Here is a 22469-nt window from a genome sequence, read left to right as displayed (position 1 = left end):
CGGGGAGGGGTGGGCATGGCGAGCTCGCAGGAGCAGCCGGCGAGCCTCGCCCGGCGGCTCGGCACGGGGGACGCCGTCGTCATCGGCCTCGGCTCGATGATCGGAGCCGGCGTCTTCGCGGCCTTCGCGCCGGCCGCCGCCGCCGCGGGCACGGGGCTGCTCCTCGGCCTGGTGGTCGCGGGGGTCATCGCCTATTGCAACGCGACGGCCTCGGCCCAGCTCGCGGCGCAGTACCCCACCTCCGGCGGTACCTACGTCTACGGCCGCGAGCGGCTGGGGGCGTGGCCCGGCTTCCTCGCCGGGTGGTCCTTCGTCGTGGGCAAGACCGCCTCCTGCGCCGCCATGGCGCTCACCTTCGCGGCCTACGCCGCCCCGCCCGGGTGGGCGAGACCCTTCGCGGTGCTCGCCGTCGTCGGCCTCGCGGCCGTGAACTACGTGGGGGTCACCCGGACGGCGGCGCTCGCCCGCGTCCTTGTCGCGGTCGTGCTCCTGATCCTCGTGCTGGCGGTGGCGGCCGGGTTCGGTGGGGCCGGCCGGGGACTCGGGGCCGTCCCCGCCGACCTGTCCTGGTCCGGGACGCTGCAGTCCGCCGGCCTGCTGTTCTTCGCCTTCGCCGGCTACGCGCGGGTCGCGACACTGGGCGAGGAGGTTCGCAACCCCGAGCGTGCGATCCCGCGGGCCATCCTCACCTCCCTGACCGTGGTGCTCGTGCTCTACACCCTCGTCGCCGTCATGCTCCTGCTCGCGCTCGGCCCCGAGCAGCTGGCGGCGGCGGAGGCGCCGGTCGCCGAGGCCGTCGCCGGTACCTGGCTGGTCCCGCTGGTGCGCGCCGGGGCCGCGCTCGCGGCGCTGGGGGCGCTGCTCGCGCTCGTCGCCGGCGTCGGGCGCACCACCCTGGCGATGGCACGCAACGGTGACCTCCCGCGCTGGCTCGGGGCGGTCCACCCCCGGTACCGGGTGCCGCACCGGGCCGAGGTGGTGCTCGCCGTCGTCGTCTCCGGGCTCGTGCTCGTCGCCGACCTGCGGGACGCGATCGGGTTCTCGTCCTTCGGGGTGCTCCTGTACTACGCCGTCGCCAACGCCGCGGCCTTCACCCAGCAGCCGCCGCGACGCCGCTTCCCGCGGCTGCTGCAGGTGGTGGGCATGGTCGGCTGCCTCGTCCTGGCCGCGGCACTGCCGACGACGGCGGTGCTGGGCGGGGTCGTCGTGCTAGCCGTCGGCGCGGGGTACCGGGTGGTGACCCGCCGGGCCGGGTGGGCGTCATGACGGCGGCAGCGGGGGACGGCGCGTCAGGCGGCGGTAGGCCCGGTCCCACCACCGTTCCGTCGCAGGTACGACGACGCGTTCCCGGCGTCCCATCCGCTCGAGGACGTCGGCGCGCACCCCGAGCAGCGTGAGGCTCATCGCGAGCGTCGAGCCGACGGCGAGGACGGCGATGGAGCCCAGCGCCCACCGGTAGTCGAGCTGGCTCGTCACCTCGCCGCCGGACCGCAGGTCCAGGACGAGCCCGACCATGATCGCGGCCACCATGGCCCCGGAGAACCCACCGGCGTTGACGAGCCCGGTGGCGGTGGAGATGCGGACCGGGGCGTTGTAGTCGCGGGCGATGTGGAAGCCGATCTGCGACCCGGGCCCGCCGACGGCGAAGGCGACGAAGGCCGCGGTGACCACCACGGGCGGCGGGTGGCCGTCCGGCCACAGGACCAGGACGGCGACACCGAGGATCCCGGTGAGCGAGATGGCCAGCGCCATCGGGGTGCGCCACGTCGGCCGTCGCCCGGCGAGAGGGCCGACCACGAAGCTGGTGGCCAGCGTCGCCAGCACGTAGAGCGAGAGCTGGGACGCGGCCCGCGCTCCGGTGTAGCCCAGCCCCTCGGTGAGGTAGGGGTAGCCCCACACGAGGGAGATGACCACGCCGGGCGTCATCGTCGCCTGGTGGGTCCAGAAACCCAGTCGCGTCTCGCGGCGCGCCCAGGCGGCGCGGACGTCGGCGACGGCGCGGCGGGTCGGCGCCGGCGCGGCGGTCTGCTCGGGTGCCGTCGGTTCCTCGCGGTACGGAGCGGCGACGGCCGGCCGCAGCAGGAGGAGCGCGTAGACGAGGGAGACCGCGCCGGTGCCCGCGAAGGTCTGCAGCCAGCCGAGGTTGCCGAGGGCGAGAGCCAGCGGGACCGTCGCGGCGAGGTTCCCGGCCATGCCGACGAGCCCGGTGAGCATGGTGAGGACCGCGTAGCGGTGGTGCGGGAACCACATCGCCGCGAGCCGGAGCACGGCGATGAAGACGGCGGCGTCGCCCGTCCCGAGGAGGGCGCGAGCGGCCAGGGCAAGCGGGAAGCTCGTGGCGACCGCGAAGCCGAGCTGGGCGAGCCCCATGACCAGGGTCGCGACGAGCAGCACCCTGCGCGCCCCCCACCGGTCGATGGCGACCCCCGCGGGCACCTGCATGAGCGCGTAGAGCCCGAGCTGCACCATGACGAAGGAACCGAGCTCGGTCGCCGAGATCCCGAGCCGGTCGACGGCTTCGGGGCCGGCGACCCCGAGCGAGGCGCGGTGGAGGAGTGCGAGGAAGTAGACACCGGCACCGGTCGCCCAGACCGCCCAGGGCGAGCGCCGGGCGCTGCTGCCGAAGCGGGAGAGTCGGGACGTCACGGTGTCCCATGGTCTCACCAGTAGCATCAGAGCGCGGAGCAGCGATCTGGAAGGTGGCCTCCCTGAACCCGATGGACGTAGACAGGTGAGCCCGGACCCCACGGGCACGGAGACACCCGACCCCCGACGCTGGCGGATCCTCGCGGTCCTTCTCGTGGCGATGTTCATGTCCCTCGTGGGCGTGAGCATCATCAACGTCGTCCTCCCGTCCATCCAGCGAGGACTGGGCGCCTCGGACTCCGACCTCCAGTGGGTGCTGTCCGGATACGCGTTGACGTTCGGCGTCATCCTGGTGGCGGCCGGACGTGCGGGCGACATCGTGGGGCGCAGGCCGCTGTTCATCGCCGGGGTGGCGATCTTCACGCTTTCCTCCGTCGCGGGCGGCCTGGCGCCGGACCCCATGAGCCTCAACATCGCCCGCTTCGTCCAGGGGCTCGGCTCCGGGCTGCTCAACCCGCAGGTCTTCGGCATGATCCAGCAGTACTTCCGCGGGCCGGAGCGGGGCCGCGCCTACGGGGCCCTGGGCAGCGTCATCGGCGTCTCCGTGGCGATCGGGCCGGTCCTCGGGGGGCTGATCATCCAGCTCGCCGGTGAGGCCCAGGGCTGGCGCTGGACGTTCCTCGTCAATGTGCCGGTCGGGGTGGTGGCGATCGTGCTCGCCGTGCGCTGGTTCCCGCGGCCGGTGCGCGTGCCCCGCAGCGAGGCGGCGCGCGGCGACCGGGACCTCGACCCGGTCGGTGCGGTGCTCCTCGGGCTCGCGGTCCTCGCCGTGCTGCTGCCCTTCGTCGAGCGTGGCCTCGGTGCCCGGGGCTGGCTGCTGCTGCCGGTGGGCGCCGGGCTCGTCGCGCTGTGGGTCTGGTGGGAGCGCAGCTACCGCCGCCGCGGCCGCGCCCCCATGGTGGACCTCGCGCTGTTCCGGATCCGGAGCTTCTCCGTGGGCACGGTGATCGCCGGGACCTACTTCATGGGAGTGACGAGCGTGTGGGTGCTCGTCGCCCTGTACGTGCAGAACGGTCTGGGCCGCAGCGCCCTGGAGGCCGGACTCATCGGGCTGCCGGCGGCGTTGCTGTCCGCGGCCAGCTCGAACTGGGCCGGCCGCCGTGTCTTTCGCCTCGGTCGGCAGATCGTCATCGCGGGGATCTGCATCGCCGTCGTCGGGCTCGGGCTGAGCATCGCCGTCGTCCAGCTCGTCGAGACGGGCGTGCTCAGCGTGTGGTGGATGCTGCTCACCCTAGGCCTCATCGGTACCGCCCAGGGCATGGTCATCACGCCGAACCAGACCCTCACCCTGGGTGAGGTGCCACTGGCGTACTCGGGCAGCGCCGGTGGGGTGCTGCAGACCGCCCAGCGGATCGGGACGGCGATGGGGCTGGCGATCATCACCGCGGTCCTCTTCGCCGTGCTCGAGACCTCCGGGTGGACGGTCGCGATCACGGCCGGGTTCGGGGCGACGGGGCTGCTGCTGCTGGTGACGCTCGCCGTTGCGATGTTCGACCAGCGGGGCGCCCGCGGCGGTGGTCGGACCGGTCGACCGGCACGCGGCTGAGCCGGGGCCCGGGCGTAGGCTCGGGCTGTGACTCGTGGTGCTGGTGGGCGGACGACCCGGCTCCCGCTCGGCCCACCGACCCCGCTGACCCCGTGGTGGGGGATCGCCGGTCGGTGAAGGCGTACGACGCCGAGCCGCTCGACATCGAGCACCTCGCGTCGGCGCTCCGGAGTGCGACTGCGCGGGGCGAGGACGGCGTCCGCGCTCACGCATCGGCGCGTGGACGCTCGCCGGGGCGACCGTCGACGCGCCGTGGCTGGTGCGCTGCCCCGTGGTGGTCATGCTCTGCGCCGACCTCGCGGCGGCGAACGAGGGCTTCGAGGAGCTCGGCACCCGGCACGGCGAGCGTTTCGCGTGTGTGGAGGCGTGCCTCGTCGCGCAGAACCTCTACCTCTGGGCCGCAGGCGCGGGGCTGGCACGGTGTTCGTGGGTGGCCTCGACGAGCCGGCGCTCTCGCGCGTCGCTCGTCCTCTCGTCGCGAGCGGCGAGGAGGTCCTGGGACTGATGCCGCTCGGGCGCCCGCTCGACGCGCGCACCGCCCGCTCGGCGTAGAGCGCCCCCGGCAGGACTCGAACCTGCAACCTACGGATTAGAAGGCCGTTGCTCTATCCATTGAGCTACGGGGGCCGGGCGCCGCCGTCGACGCCAGCGACAACGGTAGTACGTCACACCCACCGACACGCGACACGTGACGTCCACGCTTGGTTTCGTTCCTGCTGACCAGGGAAGATGGGACGGTGCCCGGCAACCTCTCGACCCGCGACGGCGCACCGGCGCGCCACGTGCGGGGCCGGTCGCCCATCCTCGACGTCGTCACCGACCTCCTCGACGACGTCACGTCGGCGCGCTTCCCCCTCGACCTGCCGGGGGCACCGGACCTGCGCGAGCTGAGGGACCGCGTCGAGACCCAGATCGGCGCGCACCTGCTGCCGCGCCTCAAGCGGGAGACGGGACCCGCCGTCGTCGTCCTCGGCGGGTCGACCGGCGCGGGCAAGTCCACGCTCGTCAACTCCGTCGTCGGCCGGGAGGTGACGCCCGCCGGCGTCGTCCGTCCCACGACGACGACACCCGTCCTCGCGGCACGACCGGAGGACACCTGGCTCGTCGCCGAGCACCCGATCACCGAGCTCGCCGACCTCGTCGCCGACGACGGCGTGCCCACCGGGCTGGCCCTCCTCGACGCCCCCGACCTCGACTCGGTGCTCGAAGGCAACCGCACGCTGGCCAACCTGCTCCTCGAGACCGCGGACCTCTGGCTCTTCGTCACCACCGCCGCCCGCTACGGCGACGCCGTGCCGTGGCGGGTCCTGCGCCAGGCCCAGGAGCGGGGGATCACGGTGGCCGTCGTGCTCAACCGGGTGCCTCGACGCGTGCTCTCCGAGGTCCGCGCCGACCTCATGGGCCGGATGACAGGGCTCGGGCTCGGTGAGGCCCCCCTGTTCGTCGTGCAGGACGTCGGGCCGCACGAGGGGCTGCTGCCCGAGCGCGCCGTCGAGCCGGTCCGCACCTGGCTCACCCTGCTCGGGGGACGCAACACCGCCCGCGGGGTCGTGCGCCGGACCACCCAGGGTGTGTGGGGGACGCTGCGGGAGGAGCTGCTGCGGCTGGCCGACGGCATCACCGCGCAGGCGATGGCCGCCGGCACCCTGCGCTCGCGCGCCGAGGGCGCCGCCTCCTCTGCCGGCGAGGCGCTCGTCGCCCGGCTGCGCACCGGTGTGGCGACCCAGGGCGCCCCGACCACCCGCTGGCTGGCCGCCGCCAGCACCGGCGGCGTCCTCGCGCCGTTGACGGGCGACGTCACCCGTGTCCGGCGCGGCTGGCGGGGCAACGCCGTGCGCCTCCGGACCGAGGCGGCCGACGCCATCGGGCGGGAGACCCGGCAGGCACTCCTCCCTCTCGTCGTCGACGCCGCCGCCGAGGCCGCTTCCTCCCTGCGCGGGGAGTGGGCCGAGGAGGACAGGGGAGGGGCGGGTCTCCTGCGCGACGACGACGGTGCACCGGCCGCCACCCGCGAGGACCGGGCCGAGACGGCGCTCTCCGGGTGGGCGAGCAGGACCGATGCGCTGGCCGAGGAGCTCGTGGCCGCCGACCCCGCTCGCGCCGACGTGCTCGCCGCCGCGGGGCTCAGCGCCCTCGTGCAGGCGGGCGCCGCCGGTCTCGACGGCGCGGCCCGTGCCGTGCGGGCGATCGTCCCGGGTGAGGACGTCGTCGCCCGGGTGGCCCGTGACCTCGAGGAGACGGCCACCGCCGTGGTCCGCGAGGAGGTCGGCCCCTACCTCGACCGCCTCGCGGCCCTCGGGCTCCGCGCCGACGCCGGCGCCGGGCTCCGCCTGCGGGCCAGCGAGCTGAAGGGACACCGATGAGCCACGCGTCAGTGCCCGACCTCGACGAGGAGCGGCTCGCCGCGCGCGTCGAGGCCATCGCCACCGGCCTGGAGCGCGCCGGTGACGAGGTCGACCCCGAGCTCGTCCGGTCCGCGCACACGGACATCGCCCGGGTCGAGGAGCGGCTGGCGCTCGGCGTGGACTGGACCGTCGTCGCCCTCGTCGGTGGCACCGGCTCGGGCAAGTCCTCGCTGTTCAACGCCATCTCGGGGCTGCGTTTCGCCGACGTCGGGGCGATCCGTCCGACGACCGACCGCGCCGCCGCGTGCGTGTGGGGCGGCACGGCCACCGAGCTGCTCGACTTCCTCGCCGTCGCCGAGAAGCGGCGCATCGAGCGGGAGAGCGTGCTCGACGCCGACGACGAGCGTGCCCTGCACGGGCTCGTGCTCCTCGACATGCCCGACCACGACTCCGTCGCGGAGACCCACGCCGACCAGGTGGACCGGCTGCTGCCGCTCGTTGACCTCCTCGTCTGGGTGGTCGACCCACAGAAGTACGCCGACAACGCCCTCCACGCCCGGTACCTCCGGGGGCTCGCGGGCCGGCAGGACGCGATGCTCGTGCTCGTCAACCAGGTGGACACCATCCCGCGTTCGGCCGTCCCGCGGGTGCTGGACTCGGTCCGCGACCTGCTCCGCGCGGACGGGCTGCCCGGCGTCGAGGTCATCACGACCTCGACCGTCACCGGTGACGGCATCGACGACGTCCGTGAGGTGCTCGCCCGCGCCGTCGCCCGCCGCTCCATCGCGGCGAGCACCGCCGAGGCCGAGATCGAGGCGGTCGCCGGGCGGCTGCGCGTGGCGGTCGCGGACCGTGAGCCACCGGTGGGTGAGGCCGAGGTCGGCGCCGCGACCGAGGAGCTTGTCCGCGCGGCCGGCATCGGCGCCGTCGCCGACTCGGTACGCGCGGCCGCTGCTCGCGTCCGCCGGGGAGCGCTGGCACGCCCCGAACCGCCGGCGGCCGGGACCGTCGAGGCGGTCCGCGGACGCTGGCTGGCCGCCTCGACCGCCGGGCTCCCCGAGCGGTGGCGGCACGCGGTCGACCATGACGTCGCCTCCGGGGAGGACCTGCGCGCCTCCGCCAGGGCCGCAGTGGACCGCGTGCCCCTGCCGGAGGTCGCGCAGCGTGGCGCCGTGGCGCTGCACGTCGCCGGACTCGTCCTCGCCGGCCTGGGGATCGTGGCACTGGTCCTGGGGCTGGTCGGACTGCTCGGTGGCGGCGACCTCCCGGGCGCGCCGTTGCTCGGTGTCGGCGGGGGGCTCCTCGCGCTGGGGGCCGCAGGGGTGCTCGCCGCGCGTTCCTGGCGCCGGTCGCGCGCGGATGACCTGTCGGCGGGGTACCGGAAGGACGTCACGGAGGAGGTGCGAGAGGTCGTGGTCCGCGGGCTCGGCGCGCCGACCGCCGCGGTGCTCGACCGGCACCGGGCGCTGCGTGAGGCGCTCGCCGGTGCCGCACAGCACGCCTGAACGGGTCACCTCTCCACAGTCCTGCCGGGCGGCGCCGACGCATGACGGTGCGGACCGGCATCGTCGTGCTCGACCGCCGGCACCCCGCCGGCGTCGAGCAAGGGACGTGCGAGATGAGCGACAGCAACCAGATCACCGTGCGGGGGAGGGTCGGGACCGACCCCGACGTCCTCGTCACCGGTAACGACAGGCAGATGACGAAGTTCCGCCTCGGCTCCACCCGCGGCTACCGGGACACGGCGACGGGGGAGTGGCGGGAGACCGGGACGGAGTGGTTCACCGTCAAGACGTGGGGGGCGGGCGGTGCGGCCGTCATCCAGTCGATCAGGCGGGGCATGCCCGTCATCGTCCAGGGCTTCCTCAGCTCCGAGGAGTGGGACTCGGGCGAGCGGCGCCACCACACCAACGTCATCACCGCCACGGCCATCGGCGTGGACGTCAAGTACGGCCTGGTCACCTACGCCAAGGTGCTGCGCCGGGCGCCCGCCGAGGCGGACCCGGCGGGCACCGGGCAGGGCGGGCACGGCCAGGCGCGGCGGGAGACCGGCCTGGCGGAGGCGGACGCGCCGGACGAGGACGGCCTCGAGCCCGAGGAGGACGCCGGCGGTTCCGACGCCGTGGCCGACCCGCAGCTCGCTCCCGACCCGGTCGACCCCAGGTCGTGGGAGAAGGTGGTGACCACCTGAGCCGCCGCGGGCGGGGAGCTCAGGACGCCGTCGCGCTGAGGTAGCGCTGGAGGTACAGCGGCCAGCCGTGCTGCGCCGAGACGCCGTCCCGGACGGACTGCCAGCCCCCACCGTGACCCCGCGATCGCCGCGAGCGAAGGGGCACCGGCGACGGACGCCGCGCGCGTGACCTACCCTGGAGGACGCAAGCGGCCGGGCACCCGGCGGCACCCTCGAGCACTTGGGAGAGTTGTGGCCGAGTACATCTACTCGATGGTCAAGGCACGCAAGGCGCACGGCGACAAGGTCATCCTCGACGACGTCACCATGGCCTTCCTGCCCGGCGCCAAGATCGGCATGGTCGGCCCGAACGGGGCCGGCAAGTCGACGATCCTCAAGATCATGGCGGGCCTGGAGCAGCCCTCGAACGGCGAGGCGCGGCTGAGCCCCGGCTACACCGTCGGCATCCTCCTGCAGGAGCCGCCGCTGGACGAGACCAAGACCGTGCTGGAGAACGTCCAGGAGGGCGTCGCCGGCATCAAGGGCAAGCTCGACCGCTTCAACGCCATCGGCGAGGAGATGGCCAACCCGGACGCCGACTTCGACGCGCTGATGGCCGAGATGGGAACGCTGCAGACCGAGATCGACGCGGCCAACGCGTGGGACCTCGACTCCCAGCTCGAGCAGGCGATGGACGCGCTGCGCCTGCCCCCGCCGGACGCCGACGTCAGCGTGCTCTCCGGTGGTGAGCGCCGCCGCGTCGCGCTGTGCAAGCTGCTCCTCGAGGCGCCGGACCTGCTGCTCCTCGACGAGCCCACCAACCACCTCGACGCCGAGTCGGTGCAGTGGCTCGAGCAGCACCTGGCCAAGTACGCCGGCGCCGTCATCGCCATCACCCACGACCGGTACTTCCTCGACCACGTCGCCGAGTGGATCGCCGAGGTGGACCGCGGCCGCCTCTACCCCTACGAGGGCAACTACTCCACCTACCTGGAGAAGAAGTCGGCCCGCCTGCAGGTGCAGGGCAAGAAGGACGCCAAGCTGCAGAAGCGCCTCAAGGACGAGCTCGAGTGGGTGCGCTCGAGCGCCAAGGGCCGCCAGGCCAAGTCCAAGGCACGCCTCGCGCGCTACGAGGAGATGGCCGCGGAGGCCGAGCGCACGCGCAAGCTCGACTTCGAGGAGATCCAGATCCCGCCCGGCCCGCGCCTGGGCTCGGTCGTCATCGAGGCCAAGGACCTGGAGAAGGGGTTCGACGGGCGCACGCTCATCGACGGGCTGTCCTTCTCGCTGCCACCCAACGGCATCGTCGGCGTCATCGGCCCCAACGGTGTCGGCAAGACGACGCTGTTCAAGACGATCGTCGGCCTCGAGCCCCTCGACGACGGCGAGCTCAAGATCGGTGAGACGGTCAAGATCTCCTACGTCGACCAGAGCCGCGGTGGGCTCGACCCGAAGAAGACCCTGTGGGAGGTCGTCTCCGAGGGACTGGACTTCATCCAGGTCGGCAACGTGGAGATCCCCTCGCGGGCCTACGTCTCCCAGTTCGGCTTCAAGGGCCCCGACCAGCAGAAGCCGGCTGGGGTCCTGTCCGGTGGTGAGCGCAACCGTCTCAACCTCGCGCTGACCCTCAAGCAGGGCGGGAACCTGCTGCTGCTGGACGAGCCCACCAACGACCTCGACGTCGAGACCCTCGGCTCGCTGGAGAACGCGCTGCTCAACTTCCCGGGCTGCGCCGTCGTCGTCTCCCACGACCGCTGGTTCCTCGACCGCGTGGCGACCCACATCCTGGCCTGGGAGGGCACCGAGGAGAACCCGTCCCAGTGGTACTGGTTCGAGGGGAACTTCGCCTCCTACGAGGAGAACAAGGTCGAGCGGCTCGGTCCCGACGCGGCTCGCCCGCACCGGATGACCTACCGCAAGCTCACCCGCGACTGATGGCCCGGCTGACCGTCCCCGTCAAGCTCCGCTGGTCGGACATCGACGGCTACGGGCACGTCAACAACGCCGCGATGCTCACCCTCCTCGAGGAGGCGCGCATCGCCGCGTTCTGGGCGGGTCCCGACGACGACGGCGTCACCGGCGGCAGGATCCTGGCCGCCGGTGACGGCGCCGACACGGCGACGTTCATCGCCCACCAGGAGATCGAGTACGCCGCGCCGCTCGCGTACTCGACGGCACCCCTCCAGGTGGAGATGTGGCTCGCCCGCATGGGCGGGGCGAGCATCGACGTGTGCTACGAGGTCCCCGGCCCCGACGGCGTCGCGGTCCGAGCGATGACGACGCTCGTCCTCGTCGACCCGGTGACCGGGCGCCCGCGCCGGATCACCGACGAGGAGCGCGCCGCCTGGAGCGAGCTCGTCGAGGCCCCGGTGAGCTTCCGCCGCAACCTGTCCCGCTGAGGGGCCGGCGCCACCCGCCGGGTCGGCGCACGAGATCAAGGAGCAGGAGATGGCGAGCACCCGCATCCCGTTCGACGAGGCCTACACCGTGGTCCGGAGCGCCACCGAGCGTCTCGGGATCACCGGTGACCGCGGCGACCTGTGCGCCCGCCTGTTCGTCGAGGCGACCCGCGACGGGGTGTACTCCCACGGGATGGAACGCTTCCCCACGTTCGCGCGCGCCGTCGCGGACGGGCTGGTCGACGTCACCGCGCGGCCGAGGCGCGTCTCGGGCGGTGGAGCCATCGAACGGTGGGACGGGTGCCGCGGGCCCGGGAACCTCAACGCCTGGTCCGCGATGGACCGGGCGATGGCCCTGGCGCGTGAGCACGGCGTGGGCGCGGTGTCCCTGGGGAACACCAACCACTGGATGCGGGGCGGCTCCTACGGCTGGCAGGCCGCCGACGCCGGCCTGCTCGCCCTGTGCTGGTCCAACACGCTGCCCAACACGTCCGCGGCGGGCGAGCCGCCCGCCGTCGGGAACAACCCGCTCGTCGTCGCCCTGCCCCGCTCCGCCGGGCCGCTCGTGCTCGACATGGCGCTGAGCCAGTTCTCCGTCGGGGTCATGACCGGCTACGCCCAGCGTGGTGAGCGGCTGCCGGTGCCGGGCGGCTTCACCGCGGCCGGTGAGCTCACCGACGTCGCCGCGGACGTCGTCGGCGGTGGGCACGGCGCGGCGATCGGCCGGTGGAAGGGCTTCGCGCTCGCCGTCGTGCTCGACGCGTGGGCGGCGATGCTCTCCGGCGGGCGGGCGACGCACGAGCTCGGCCAGGACCCTGCCCGGGAGAGCGGTCAGACCCAGTTCTTCCTGGCCGTCGACCCCGACGCCGTCGGTGCCCCGGGGGAGCGTGAGCAGATGGTCGACGGCATCGTCGCCGCGCTCAAGCAGGCGCCGGGCGCCGACGGCAGCGAGCTGCGGTACCCCGGTGAGGGGACCTTCCGCACCCGCGCCGAGAACCTCGCGCACGGGCTTCCCGTCCGCCGCGCGACGTGGGAGGCGCTGACGTCAGCCGGCGCGCCGCCGGCGCAGGGCACCGAGGACGGCGGCGCCCAGGGCCAGTAGGCCGGCGAGCGCGAACCACGTCCCCTCAGGGCTGAGCGTCCCCGCAGGGGGCGGCGCGCCGCCGGCGGCGCCCACCGTGGCCGCGTCCTCGCCCGCGCCGCCGTCGTCCACCGTCGGACCGCGCGGAGGCACCGGCATCGGCTCGTCGACCGAGGCCAGGGTCAGCACCGTGAGCGAGGCCGTCCACCCCAGGGTGGCGACGGCCGCCGGCTGCCCGGCGGGGTCGACCTTCTCCGGGAAGGCCCCGACCTCGGTGCGGTGCTCGTCCAGCCAGTCCACCAGCGCCGTCGCCCTGGCCTCCTGCCCGCCGTTGGCCCACGCGAGGGCGAAGAACATCGTCTCGGGCGTCCACGTCATGGCGTCGCCCCACCGCTCCCCGGGCTGGACACCGCCGGTGTCCTGGACGAGAGCGTCCCACGTGATGTCGAGCTCGGTGCGGACGCCCCTGTCCGCGGGGTTGAACGGCGGCGCCAGCCACGCCACGGCGGAGTCCTTGCCGCTGCCGCGGACGACGGTGCGCTGGTAGCCGATCGACCCGAAGGACATGTCGATGCCCCGCTGGAGGTGCGCGGCGGCGGAGAACCACCGCGCCGCGTCGTCGTCCTCACCCGCAGCCTCGGCGATCGCACCGGCCGAGCGCAGTCCCGCCAACAGCGGTGCCACGGTGCCGAGGTTCGTCGCCGGGTAGGAGCTCTCCCAGTAGTCCGGCCGCGCCGGTGGCAGCCCGTTCTCGTCCAGGCTCGCGGCGGCGAAGTCGGCGGCGGCGCGGACGGTGGGGTAGAGCTCGTCGAGGGCGGCCGCCCGCTGCTCGTCCGGGGCCACCTGGAGGTACTGCCAGGTGGCCCACGGGAACCAGCCGTTGGCGTCCAGCTGCCACGGCCGGCTGTCCGGGGGACCGGAGCCGTCCAGCAGGGTGCGCGCCTCCCAGGTGCCGTCCGCGCGCTGCGTGCCCGCGGTGAAGCGCAGAATCCGGTAGGCCTCCTCGAGGAAGCCGGCGCGGGCGAAGGCGACCGCGGTGAACGCCGAGTCCCGCGGCCACGAGTACCGCCAGATCGAGTGCCACGCGGCCGCGACGCTGCCGTTGTCCTGCAGCAGCAGCCGCAGGTCCAGCAGCGCGCGGGCGGCCATCTCCCGCTCGTCCTGCGTGCGCCCGGGGACCCGGCCGGAGGCGAGCCACCGGCGGCTCTCCTCGACCTGGGCGGCCGCCCCGGGATCGTCCGCGCCGACGACGACGGGTCGCTCCGCCCCGGCGGGCAGGTGGAGCAGGCGACCGCTCGCGAGCTCCAGCACGCTCGAGCCGGGGACGAACCGGGCTCCGACGGTCTCGAAGCCGGACAGTGCGTACGGCCGGCCGGGCGTGCCGAGGATCCCGGCAGGCTGGACACCGAGCTGGGCGGGCGTCACCTCCCGCCAGCAGGTGTTGTCGGCCGCGCAGCTGCTCACGCCGCGCGCGTCGTTGACGTAGAAGGCGAGGTGCCAGTCGGCGAACCGGGCCGCCGCGCCCCGCCCGTACTCCACCCAGCCACCCCAGTGGTCGCGGTCGTGGTTCCAGCTCGGCAGGGCTCCCTCGACAGCGGACCTGCTGCCCCACCACTGGACGGCGCCGTCGGTCCCGTGGGCCTGAAGGACGAGGACGTACTCCTCGCCCGGGACCACCGCGACGCCGTCGAGGTCGAACTCCAGCCACCCGAGGCCGGTCCCGCCGCGGGCGCCGATATCGACGACGGCGGAGGCGATCTCCGTCGTCGGGTCCTCCAGCTCGGTGCGCACCGAGGCGGTGACCTGACCGCTCGCCGACTGGCTGACCACCCACGCGCCCACGGTGTGCAGCTCGTCGTCGTCGGTGACGAAGGACTGGGCGCCCGCGTGGCCGTCCGCCCGGATGGAGAAGTTCGCGTGGGAGTGGACGGCCTGCGCCTCGTAGGTGGCCGGCTCCGCGGTCGCCGTGCGGTCCGTCGGCCCGGGGGTGGGCACCCCGGCGGCCGCGCCGACGGCGAGGGCGGCGGTCGTGAGCGTGGCGAGGAGCGCGCGCGTCATCGGCGCTCCTCACCGGTCCACGGGCCGTGCTGGTCCACCGGTCCACCTTACGGCGCGGCGCGCTCAGGAGAGCAGGTCGAGGACCGCCTGCTCGGCCGGTGCCAGTCCGGTGCGGACCCGGACCTCCCCCGGTGCCTGTGCCGTCGGCGGGATCGTCTGCCCGCGCTCGAAGGCGTCGATGACCTGCGGGTCGATGTACGAGGCGCGGCTGACCGCCGGGGTGTTGCCCAGGTCCTGCGCCACCCGCTTGACGGCCTCGCGCACCGCGGCCTGGCGCCTGCGCACCGTCGTGACGTCCTCCGCCCGCGCGAGGCTCACCGCCGCGAGCACCGTCCCCCGCCAGGTGCGGAAGTCCTTCGCGCTGGCGTCGGGGCCGAGCAGGTCCTTGATGTAGGCGTTGATGTCCGCGGTCGACAGGTCCACCCAGCCGCGGCCGTTCCGGTAGGCGAGCAGCTCCACGCCACCCCCGCGCCGCCGCCGCAGCGTGGTGAGCGGGACGGTGAGGTCCTCGTCGCGCAGCTCGAGGAAGCGGGGCAGGCCCGACTTGGCCCGGTACTCGAAGGTCAGCGTGCCGTCGCCCCGGATCCGCAGGTGGTCCTTGCGCAGGGTGGCCAGACCGTAGGTCTCGTGCCGGGCGGCGTAGGTCTCGCCGCCGATCCGGAACGCGCCGCGGTCGAGCAGCCGGAAGGCGACGGCCAGCGCGCGTTCGCGGGTGAGCCGACGGTCGGAGAGGTGCTCGAGCACCTGCTCGCGGGCGTCGGGCAGCCGGGAGGCGACGTCGAGCACGTGGCGGTACTTGGCTCGCTCGCGGCGCTGGCGCCACACCTCGTGGTAGAGGTACTGGCGCCGGCCCGCGTCGTCGATCCCCACGGCCTGGATGTGCCCGGCGGGGTCCGGGCAGATCCACACCTCGCGCCACGCCGGTGGGATGACCAGCGCCTTGCACCGGTCGATCACCTCGGGGTCGGTGACGCGCCGCCCGTCCGCGTCGAGGAAGACGTACCCCCGCCCCGCACGACGGCGGCTCAGGCCGGGGGACTCGACGCTCACCTTGCGCAGCCTCACCATGCTTCCCTCACGGGGCACAGTCTCGGGTCTGCTCGCGGATCCCGCGCGTCAGGACCGCTGCGGGGGCAGCCGGTGTGAGGCGGTTCTCAGTGCTCCTCGTGGACCCGGATCATGCCCTCCTGGGCGAGGGACGCCACGAGGGTGCCGGCCTGGTCGTAGACCTTCGCCAGCCCCAGGCCGCGGCCGCCCTGGGCGCTGGGAGCGTCCTGGACGTAGAGCAGCCACTCGTCCGCCCGGACGTCGCGGTGCCACCACATGGCGTGGTCCAGGCTCGCCACCGACAGGCCGGGGGACGTCCACACGAGCTCGTGCCGACGGAGCACGGGCTCGAGCATCACCTGGTCGCAGGCGTAGGCCAGCAGCGCGCGGTGCAGCAGCTGGTCACCCTCGATGCGGCCACGGGAGCGCATCCACAGGGCCTGCCGGCTGAGCGGGGAGCGGCCGCGCGGCACGTAGATGGACCCCTCGACGTGCCGCATGTCGAAGGCACCCGTGCGGGAGAAGAACCGGGCGGCCGGGTGGTCGTAGCGCGCGAAGAGGTCCGCGGAGCTCTCCAGCCCCTCGGGGCCGGGGACCTCCGGCGGCTGGTCGGCGTGGTCGAGGCCCGGCTGGTCCTCCTGGAAGGAGGTCGTCATCGCCAGGATCGGCTTGCCGTCCTGGATGGCGTGGGTGCGCCGGGCACTGAAGGACCCGCCGTCACGCAGGCGCTCGACCTCGAAGGTGATGGGCCGGTCGAGCTTCCCCGGGCGCAGGAAGTACCCGTGGACGGAGTGGGGGAGCCGCTCGGCGGGCAGCCCGGCGTCGGCCACCGTCTGCGCGGCCGCCACGATGGACTGGGCGAGCACCTGCCCGCCGTACACCCGTCCGCTGAGGTGGTCCATCGAGGTGCCCGTGCACGTGTCGTGCCCGGTCCGCTCCAGGCGCAGGAGGTCGAGCACCGAGCTGAGCGCCTCGGTCGGCTCGCCGGCGTCGGGCACGCTCGGGGCGTCGGTCGTGCTCACGGCGCCTCCATCGTGTTGACCATCGAGTACGCCGCCCGCTGGAGGTAGTCCCACAGCATCGTCTCCAGGTCCGCGGGCAGGCCGAGCTCGTCGACGCCGTCGCGCATGTGCTGCAGCCAGCGGTCACGGGCCAGCGGCGTGACCGCGTAGGGCATGTGCCGCATCCGCAGCCGAGGGTGCCCACGCGTCTCGGAGTACGTCGTCGGGCCACCCCAGTACTGCTCGAGGAACATCGTCAGCCGCTCGGTGGCGCCGTCGAAGTCCTCCTCGGGGTACATCGGTGCCAGCACGTCGTCGGTGCGCACGCCCTGGTAGAAGCGGCGGACGAGGCGCTCGAAGGTCGCGCGGCCGCCCATGGCCTGGTAGGCGGTGACGGCGTCGGTGGGGCGGGCGCTCACAGGCCGAGCTCGTCGAGGACCGGCAGCTGGCCGCGCACGAGCGCCCTGGCCTGCTCCGCGGACTCGGCACCGAGGGCGAGCCGGGCGAGCTCCTGGCAGCGCTGGAGGCTGGTCGCCGCGAGGACCGCCGCGACGTCGGCGAGCGAGCGCGGGGACATCGACAGCGACGAGACGCCCAGGCCGACGAGGACGACGGCGATGGCGGGGTCCGCCGCCGCCTCCCCGCACACGCCCACGGGCCGGCTCTGCTGGTCGCCACCGCGGCACGTCTCCTCGACCATCCGCAGGACGGCGGGGTGGAAGGCGTCGGAGAGGGACGCGAGCGAGCCGAGCAGCCGGTCGGCGGCCATCGTGTACTGGGTGAGGTCGTTGGTGCCGATGGAGGCGAAGGCCGCGCGCGCGAGGATCGGGCCCGACATGAGTGCGGCGCTGGGCACCTCGACCATGACGCCGGCGGTGTTCAGGCCGTGCTTGGCGCAGGCGGCGACGAACTCCTCGGTCTCCGCCACGGTGGCGACCATCGGCGCCATGACCCACACGTCGGCGCTCTCCGCCGCGGCCGCCTCGGCGATGGCGGTCAGCTGGTTGTCCAGGATCTTGGGGTTGCGCCACGAGGTGCGCAGTCCCCGCACACCCAGCGAGGGGTTCGGCTCGGCGGTGTCGGTGAGGAAGGGCATCGGCTTGTCGGCGCCCGCGTCGAGCGTGCGGACGACGACCTTCTTCCCCGGGAAGGCCGCGAGCACGCGGCGGTACTCCTTGACCTGCTCGGCGATGCTCGGCTCCTCGGCACGGTCGAGGAAGCAGAACTCGGTGCGGAACAGGCCCACGCCCTCCGCGCCGGCCTCCGCGGCCTTGCCGGCGCCCGCCGGCTCGCCGACGTTCGCGAGCAGCTGGATGTGCTTGCCGTCGCTCGTGCGGCCGTGGCCGTCGAAGGTGCGGACCTGCGCGGCGAGCGCCTCGGCCGCGGTGACCTCCTCGGGGGTCGGGTCGAGCACGGCGGTGCCGGCCGCGCCGTCGACGAGGACCATCCGGCCCTCCTCGAGGACCTCGACCGCGCCGGAGGCCCCGACGACAGCCGGGATTCCGAGGGAGCGGGCGAGGATCGCCGTGTGGGACGTCGGCCCGCCCTCGGTGGTGACGATGGCCCGCACCTTGGCGGGGTCCAGCAGGGCGGTGTCCGCCGGCGCGAGGTCGAGCGCGACGAGCACGAAGGGCTCCTCACGCTGCGGGATGCCCGGCATGGGCAGGTCCTGGAGGCTGGCGACGACCCGGTCGCGCACGTCCCGCACGTCGCGGGCACGCTCGGCCATGTAGCCGCCCAGCGAGCCGAGCTGCTCGGCGACGGCGTCCGCGGCCTCCCAGACGGCGAGCGCCGGGCTCGTGCGCTGATCGCGCACCTTGGCCTGGGCCGCCTTGACGAGCGTCGGGTCGGCGGCCATCTGCGCGGTCGTCGTGAGGATCTCGGCGGCCTCCCCCTCGGCGGACTCCGCGAGCGTGTTGAGCTGGTCCGCGACCGCGGCGGCGTGGGTGGCGATCGACTCGGCCGCCGCCTCGACGTCCGCGTCCTCGGCGAGCCGTTCACCCTGTGGGGGTGGGTCGATGGCCCCCGCGAGCTGGGCCACCGGTCCGGCGGCGCGTCCCGGGCTCACACCGATGCCCCGGACGTTGGTGCGGTTGGCGTGCTCAGTGCTCAAGGTGGGTGCTCCCGTCACGTGGTGCCATGCTGTCCTATTGTGCGCCCTCGCCCAGGGTGCTCGTGCCCGGCCGTCCCGACGACCCGGGTGCTCGGGGTGCGTGGGTGCACCTGCTGTCCAGCCGGCCCGCCGCCTCGACCATATCGTCCGCGCCGCTGGAGCGGGCGCGGCCGGGACGCGGGATCCCCGCTCTGTCTGGCAAGATCACGCGGAAGGACCGGATGCCTCAGGCAGCCGAGACGCCAAGCCCGAGGAGCAGCTGAGCACGTGAACACGACACCGTCGCCGGCGCAGGTCACCGACCTGCCGAGCGAGGACCTCCAGCGGCTGGCGGCAGCGTACGGCGTGGCGACCGACTTCTGGGACTACACGGGTGAGCACCGCACCGTCCCCGCCTCCACGATCCGCGGCGTCCTCGCCGCGCTCGGCGTCGTGGTCGAGGCGGAGGAGGACGTGGCCGCGGCGCTCGCCGCCGTCGAGCTCGCACCCTGGCGCTCGGTCCTGCCGCCCAGCGTCGTCGTCCGCCAGGGCCGGGAGCAGCGGCTGCCCGTCCACCTCCCCGACGGCGCAGCCGTCAGCGTCCACGTGTCCCTCGAGGACGGTGGACGGCGCGAGCTCGAGCAGCTGCCCGTGTGGGTCGACCCGCGCGACGTCGACGGGGTCCGCACCGGGCAGGCGACCTTCGCGGTCCCGGCGGACCTGCCGCTGGGCTGGCACGAGATCGTCGCCGTCGTCGAGGGGCAGGACGCCGCACGCTGCACCCTGGCCGTCACGCCCGACGCACTGACGGCGCCCGCCCACGTCCCGGACCGGGCGTGGGGAGTGATGGCCCAGCTCTACTCCGTGCGCTCGCGGACGTCGTGGGGCGTGGGCGACCTCGCCGACCTCACCGAGCTCGTCAGCTTCTTCGGGACCGAGGGCGCCGACTTCCTCCTCATCAACCCGCTGCACGCGGCCGAGCCGGTCGGGCCGATGACGCCGTCGCCGTACCTGCCGGTGACCCGGCGCTTCGTCAACCCGCTCTACGTGCGCCCGGAGGACATCCGCGAGGCGGCCTACCTCCCGGGCCCGCAGCGGGCGCTGGTGGAGTGGGCCGCCGAGGACGTGCGCCCCGCGGCCGGCGACCCGAGCCCGATCGACCGCGACGCCGCGTGGTCGGCCAAGAGCCAGGCGCTCGAGGTCATCTACGCGGCAGGCCGCTCACCGGCGCGCCAGCGGCAGCTCGACGCGTTCCGGGCCGAGCAGGGACAGGGCCTGGAGGACTTCGCGCTGTGGTGCGCGCTCGTGGAGAAGTACGACGGCGGTGACTGGCCGGCGGAGCTCGACGACCTGTCCTCCCCGGCCGTCTACCGCGCGCGGGTCGAGCTGGCGGACCGCGTCGACTACTACGTGTGGCTCCAGTGGGTGGCCGACACCCAGCTCGCCGAGGCGCAGCGCACGGCCCGCGAGGCCGGGATGGCGATCGGGATCATGCACGACCTCGCCGTCGGGGTGCACCCGAGCGGTGCCGACGCGTGGAGCATGAGCGAGGTCCTGGCACGCGGCATCGGTGTCGGCGCCCCGCCGGACATGTACAACCAGCAGGGCCAGAACTGGTCCCAGCCCCCGATGCGCCCCGATGCGCTGGCCCGCGCCGGCTACGCCCCCTTCCGCGACATGCTGCGGACGGTGCTGCGTCACGCCGGCGCGCTGCGGGTGGACCACATCCTGGGTCTCTTCCGGCTCTGGTGGATCCCCGACGGCCACGGTGCGGGCGAGGGCACCTACGTGCGCTACGACCACGAGGCGATGGTCGGCGTGCTGCTCCTCGAGGCCCAGCGCGTGGGCGCCGTCGTCATCGGCGAGGACCTCGGCACCGTCGAGCCGTGGGTGCGCGACTACCTCGCCGAGCGCGGCGTGCTGGGCACCTCCGTCCTCTGGTTCGAGAAGGAGGACGGCGAGGCCCCCCTGCGCCCGGAGCGGTACCGCGAGCTCGTCCTGGCCACCGTCAACACCCACGACCTCCCACCGACGGCGGGGTACCTCGCCGAGGAGCACGTCGACCTGCGGGAGCGGCTGGGCGTGCTCACCGAGCCCGCACCCATCGTGCGCGCCGCGGCCCGCCGGGAGCGCGAGCGGATGGTCGGCCGCCTGCGGGAGTACGACCTGCTGCCGGACAGCCCCACGGAGCGTCAGCTGGTCGAGGCGCTGCACGCCTACGTCACGCGCACGCCCTCGCGGCTCATCGGCGTGGCGCTCGTCGACGCGGTGGGGGAGCGGCGGGCGCAGAACCAGCCGGGCACCGACACCGAGTACCCGAACTGGAAGCTGCCGCTGGCCGACGGCTCGGAGAACGTCGTGCTCGTCGAGGACCTGCCCGGCGTCGCGCGGCTGCGCTCGCTGGTCCGCGTGGTCCGTCAGGAGCTCGCCGACCACCACTGACCCCGGTTCGGCTGGGACGCGGAGGGGCCCGGCACCTGCTGGTGCCGGGCCCCTGGCGTGCCCGCGGTGGTCCGCGGAGGGTGCTGCTAGCGGTCGCGCCGTGACTCGGGGAGCACGGTGCCGGTGTCGCGCTTGTCGCGCGCCTCCTCGGGGAGGGCCTTGCCCGGCTCCCTCGCGGCGTCGCCCGCCTCGTCCTCGGCGGCACGCTTGCCGGTGGAGACGGCGGCCGCCTCCTGTGCCTCGTCGAAGATCGACGGCCCGGAGGCGCCGTCCTCGCCGTCGTCCTCACGACCCGGGGTCTTGAGGTTGAACTTGGTGATGATGAAGCGGAACAGGAAGTAGTAGATGACCGCGTAGACGAGCCCGATGACGATGATCATCAGCGGCTGCTCCGCGATGCGGAAGTTGAGCAGGTAGTCGATCGCACCGGCGGAGAAGGTGAACCCACTGCGGATGTCGAGCGCGTTGACGATCGCCAGGGACGAGCCCGTGAGCAGCGCGTGCACCACGTACAGCGGGAACGCCACGTAGGCGAACGCGAACTCGAGCGGCTCGGTGATACCGGTGAGGAACGCCGTGAGGGCGACCGACACCATGATGCCGCCGGTGACCTTGCGGCGGGAGGGCTTGGCGGTGTGCCAGATCGCCAGCGCGGCGGCCGGCAGGGCGAACATCATGATCGGGAAGAAGCCCGTCATGAAGATGCCCGCGGTCTCGTCGCCCGCGAGGAAGCGGAAGATGTCGCCTCGGGCGACCTCGTCGGTCCCCGGGATCTCGTACTCACCGAACTGGAACCACGGCAGGTTGTTCAGCAGGTGGTGCAGCCCGAACGGGATGAGCAGCCGGTTGACGGTACCGAAGACGAACCCGCCGAGGACCGAGTTGCCCGGGTTGGTCACCCACTCGCCGAAGCCGGTGATGACGGCGTTGAACAGCGGGTAGATGAAGGCGAAGATCACCGCGATGAACACCGCGGTGAAGGCGGTGACGATCGGGACGAAGCGCCGCCCGCCGAAGAACGCGAGGTAGGGAGGCAGCTTGATCCGGTAGAAGCGCTGGTACAGGAGCGCGGCGACGATACCGATGACGATGCCGCCGAGGACGCCGTAGTTGATCGTCTCCTCGCCCTCGGCGCCGCCTCCGAACGTGCCACCCCAGGGGGCGCTCATGGGGGCGAGCACGGTGAGCACCTCGACGAGGACGAGGTAGCCGATCACGGCCGCCAGCGCGGTCGAACCGTCGGACTTGCGGGCGAAGCCGACCGCCACACCGACGGCGAACAGCAGCGCCAGGTTGGCGAACAGGGCGTTGCCGGCGGCGCCGAGGACCGCGGCGACAGGCTCCATCCAGCCCATGCCCGACCAGCCCGCGACGCCGTCGGTGCCGAGCATGTCGGGCTGACCGAGGCGCAGGAGGATGCCGGCGGCGGGCAGGGAGGCGATGGGCAGCATGAGGGACCGGCCCACACGCTGGAGCTGGGCGAAGCCGGGGATGGGCTTCTTTTCCTTCTTGGCCGGGGCCGAACCGGCACCGGCGGTGGCTGCAGTCACGTCAGGCTCCTCGTCGAGGGCGACGGCGGGGGGTGCCGTCGCGAGCATTCCTGTCCCGGGCGGTGCCCGGGACGACCCGGTGTGGACGTCCC

The 22469-nt window shown here is 73.9% G+C and carries 17 protein-coding genes and 1 tRNA gene; 10 read left to right on the top strand and 8 right to left on the bottom strand.

The features are described from left to right. Positions 1-15 precede the first annotated feature (15 nt). Positions 16-1266 (top strand): APC family permease, encoded by a 1251-nt coding sequence (locus VR894_RS13885; RefSeq protein WP_324652461.1) that lies wholly within the window; start codon positions 16-18, stop codon positions 1264-1266. Here the strand turns inward: VR894_RS13885 and VR894_RS13880 are convergent. Continuing rightward, positions 1261-2646, bottom strand: a complete 1386-nt coding sequence (locus tag VR894_RS13880) for an MFS transporter (protein WP_324652459.1) — start codon at positions 2644-2646, stop codon at positions 1261-1263. The two genes, VR894_RS13885 and VR894_RS13880, sit on opposite strands and share 6 nt — an antisense overlap. 160 nt (positions 2647-2806) lie before the next feature. Here VR894_RS13880 and VR894_RS13875 point away from each other — a divergent pair, with 160 nt between their 5' ends. Continuing rightward, positions 2807-4192 (top strand): MFS transporter, encoded by a 1386-nt coding sequence (locus VR894_RS13875; RefSeq protein ID WP_416380848.1) that lies wholly within the window; start codon positions 2807-2809, stop codon positions 4190-4192. A 271-nt stretch (positions 4193-4463) separates the two neighbouring features. Continuing rightward, entirely contained in the window at positions 4464-4697 is a 234-nt protein-coding gene (locus VR894_RS13870; protein ID WP_324652456.1) for a hypothetical protein, read from the top strand. Positions 4698-4746: 49 nt separating this feature from the next. Here VR894_RS13870 and VR894_RS13865 read toward each other — a convergent pair. Further along, positions 4747-4819, bottom strand: a tRNA-Arg gene (locus VR894_RS13865). 110 nt (positions 4820-4929) lie between these two features. On the opposite strand from VR894_RS13865, the gene VR894_RS13860 reads away from it, so the two are divergent. The 6 genes from VR894_RS13860 (at position 4930) to VR894_RS13835 (ending at position 12208) form a co-directional block, all read left to right on the top strand. Continuing rightward, positions 4930-6555, top strand: coding sequence for a hypothetical protein (locus tag VR894_RS13860; protein ID WP_324652454.1), 1626 nt, complete (start codon positions 4930-4932; stop codon positions 6553-6555). After that, a complete protein-coding gene (locus tag VR894_RS13855; protein ID WP_324652453.1) occupies positions 6552-8042 on the top strand; it encodes a GTPase in 1491 nt (496 codons plus the stop codon). Before VR894_RS13860 ends, VR894_RS13855 begins: the two co-directional genes overlap by 4 nt. A 41-nt stretch (positions 8043-8083) precedes the next feature. Continuing rightward, positions 8084-8728, top strand: coding sequence for a single-stranded DNA-binding protein (locus VR894_RS13850; RefSeq protein ID WP_324652452.1), 645 nt, complete (start codon positions 8084-8086; stop codon positions 8726-8728). Between the two features lie 231 nt (positions 8729-8959). Then, positions 8960-10642, top strand: coding sequence for an energy-dependent translational throttle protein EttA (gene ettA / locus VR894_RS13845; protein ID WP_324652450.1), 1683 nt, complete (start codon positions 8960-8962; stop codon positions 10640-10642). Continuing rightward, on the top strand, positions 10642-11106 hold the full coding sequence (locus VR894_RS13840; RefSeq protein WP_324652448.1) for a thioesterase family protein: 465 nt from the start codon (positions 10642-10644) through the stop codon (positions 11104-11106). Before ettA ends, VR894_RS13840 begins: the two co-directional genes overlap by 1 nt. A gap of 49 nt (positions 11107-11155) precedes the next feature. Next, positions 11156-12208: an Ldh family oxidoreductase gene (locus VR894_RS13835; RefSeq protein WP_324652446.1), complete on the top strand. Its 1053-nt coding sequence runs from the start codon at positions 11156-11158 to the stop codon at positions 12206-12208. Here the strand turns inward: VR894_RS13835 and VR894_RS13830 are convergent. From VR894_RS13830 to ptsP, 5 genes are all read right to left on the bottom strand, one after another. Continuing rightward, positions 12152-14245 (bottom strand): glycoside hydrolase family 15 protein, encoded by a 2094-nt coding sequence (locus VR894_RS13830; RefSeq protein WP_324652444.1) that lies wholly within the window; start codon positions 14243-14245, stop codon positions 12152-12154. The two genes, VR894_RS13835 and VR894_RS13830, sit on opposite strands and share 57 nt — an antisense overlap. Before the next feature lie 63 nt (positions 14246-14308). Beyond that, positions 14309-15313 carry a DNA topoisomerase IB gene (locus VR894_RS13825; RefSeq protein ID WP_324652442.1) on the bottom strand — a complete coding sequence of 335 codons (1005 nt, stop codon included), beginning with the start codon at positions 15311-15313 and terminating at the stop codon, positions 14309-14311. 86 nt (positions 15314-15399) lie between these two features. Continuing rightward, complete coding sequence (locus VR894_RS13820) at positions 15400-16314, bottom strand: acyl-CoA thioesterase II (RefSeq protein ID WP_324652441.1); 915 nt, start codon at positions 16312-16314, stop codon at positions 15400-15402. Next, a complete protein-coding gene (locus tag VR894_RS13815) occupies positions 16311-16670 on the bottom strand; it encodes a globin (RefSeq protein ID WP_416380847.1) in 360 nt (119 codons plus the stop codon). Before VR894_RS13815 ends, VR894_RS13820 begins: the two co-directional genes overlap by 4 nt. 38 nt (positions 16671-16708) lie before the next feature. Further along, positions 16709-18406 (bottom strand): phosphoenolpyruvate--protein phosphotransferase, encoded by a 1698-nt coding sequence (ptsP, locus tag VR894_RS13810; protein WP_324652437.1) that lies wholly within the window; start codon positions 18404-18406, stop codon positions 16709-16711. Between the two features lie 267 nt (positions 18407-18673). Between ptsP and malQ the strand changes: the two genes are divergently transcribed. After that, complete coding sequence (malQ, locus tag VR894_RS13805) at positions 18674-20827, top strand: 4-alpha-glucanotransferase (protein WP_324652435.1); 2154 nt, start codon at positions 18674-18676, stop codon at positions 20825-20827. Positions 20828-20913: 86 nt separating this feature from the next. On the opposite strand, the gene VR894_RS13800 is transcribed toward malQ, so the two are convergent. After that, entirely contained in the window at positions 20914-22425 is a 1512-nt protein-coding gene (locus tag VR894_RS13800; RefSeq protein ID WP_416380845.1) for a PTS transporter subunit EIIC, read from the bottom strand. Between the last annotated feature and the right edge of the window lie 44 nt (positions 22426-22469).

The sequence above is a fragment of the Georgenia sp. H159 genome (assembly GCF_035607575.1).
In the GTDB taxonomy this organism is placed as follows: Bacteria; Actinomycetota; Actinomycetes; order Actinomycetales; family Actinomycetaceae; genus Oceanitalea.
Note: the sequence above shows the minus strand (reverse complement) of the source record. Positions and strands in the feature narration are given on the sequence as shown.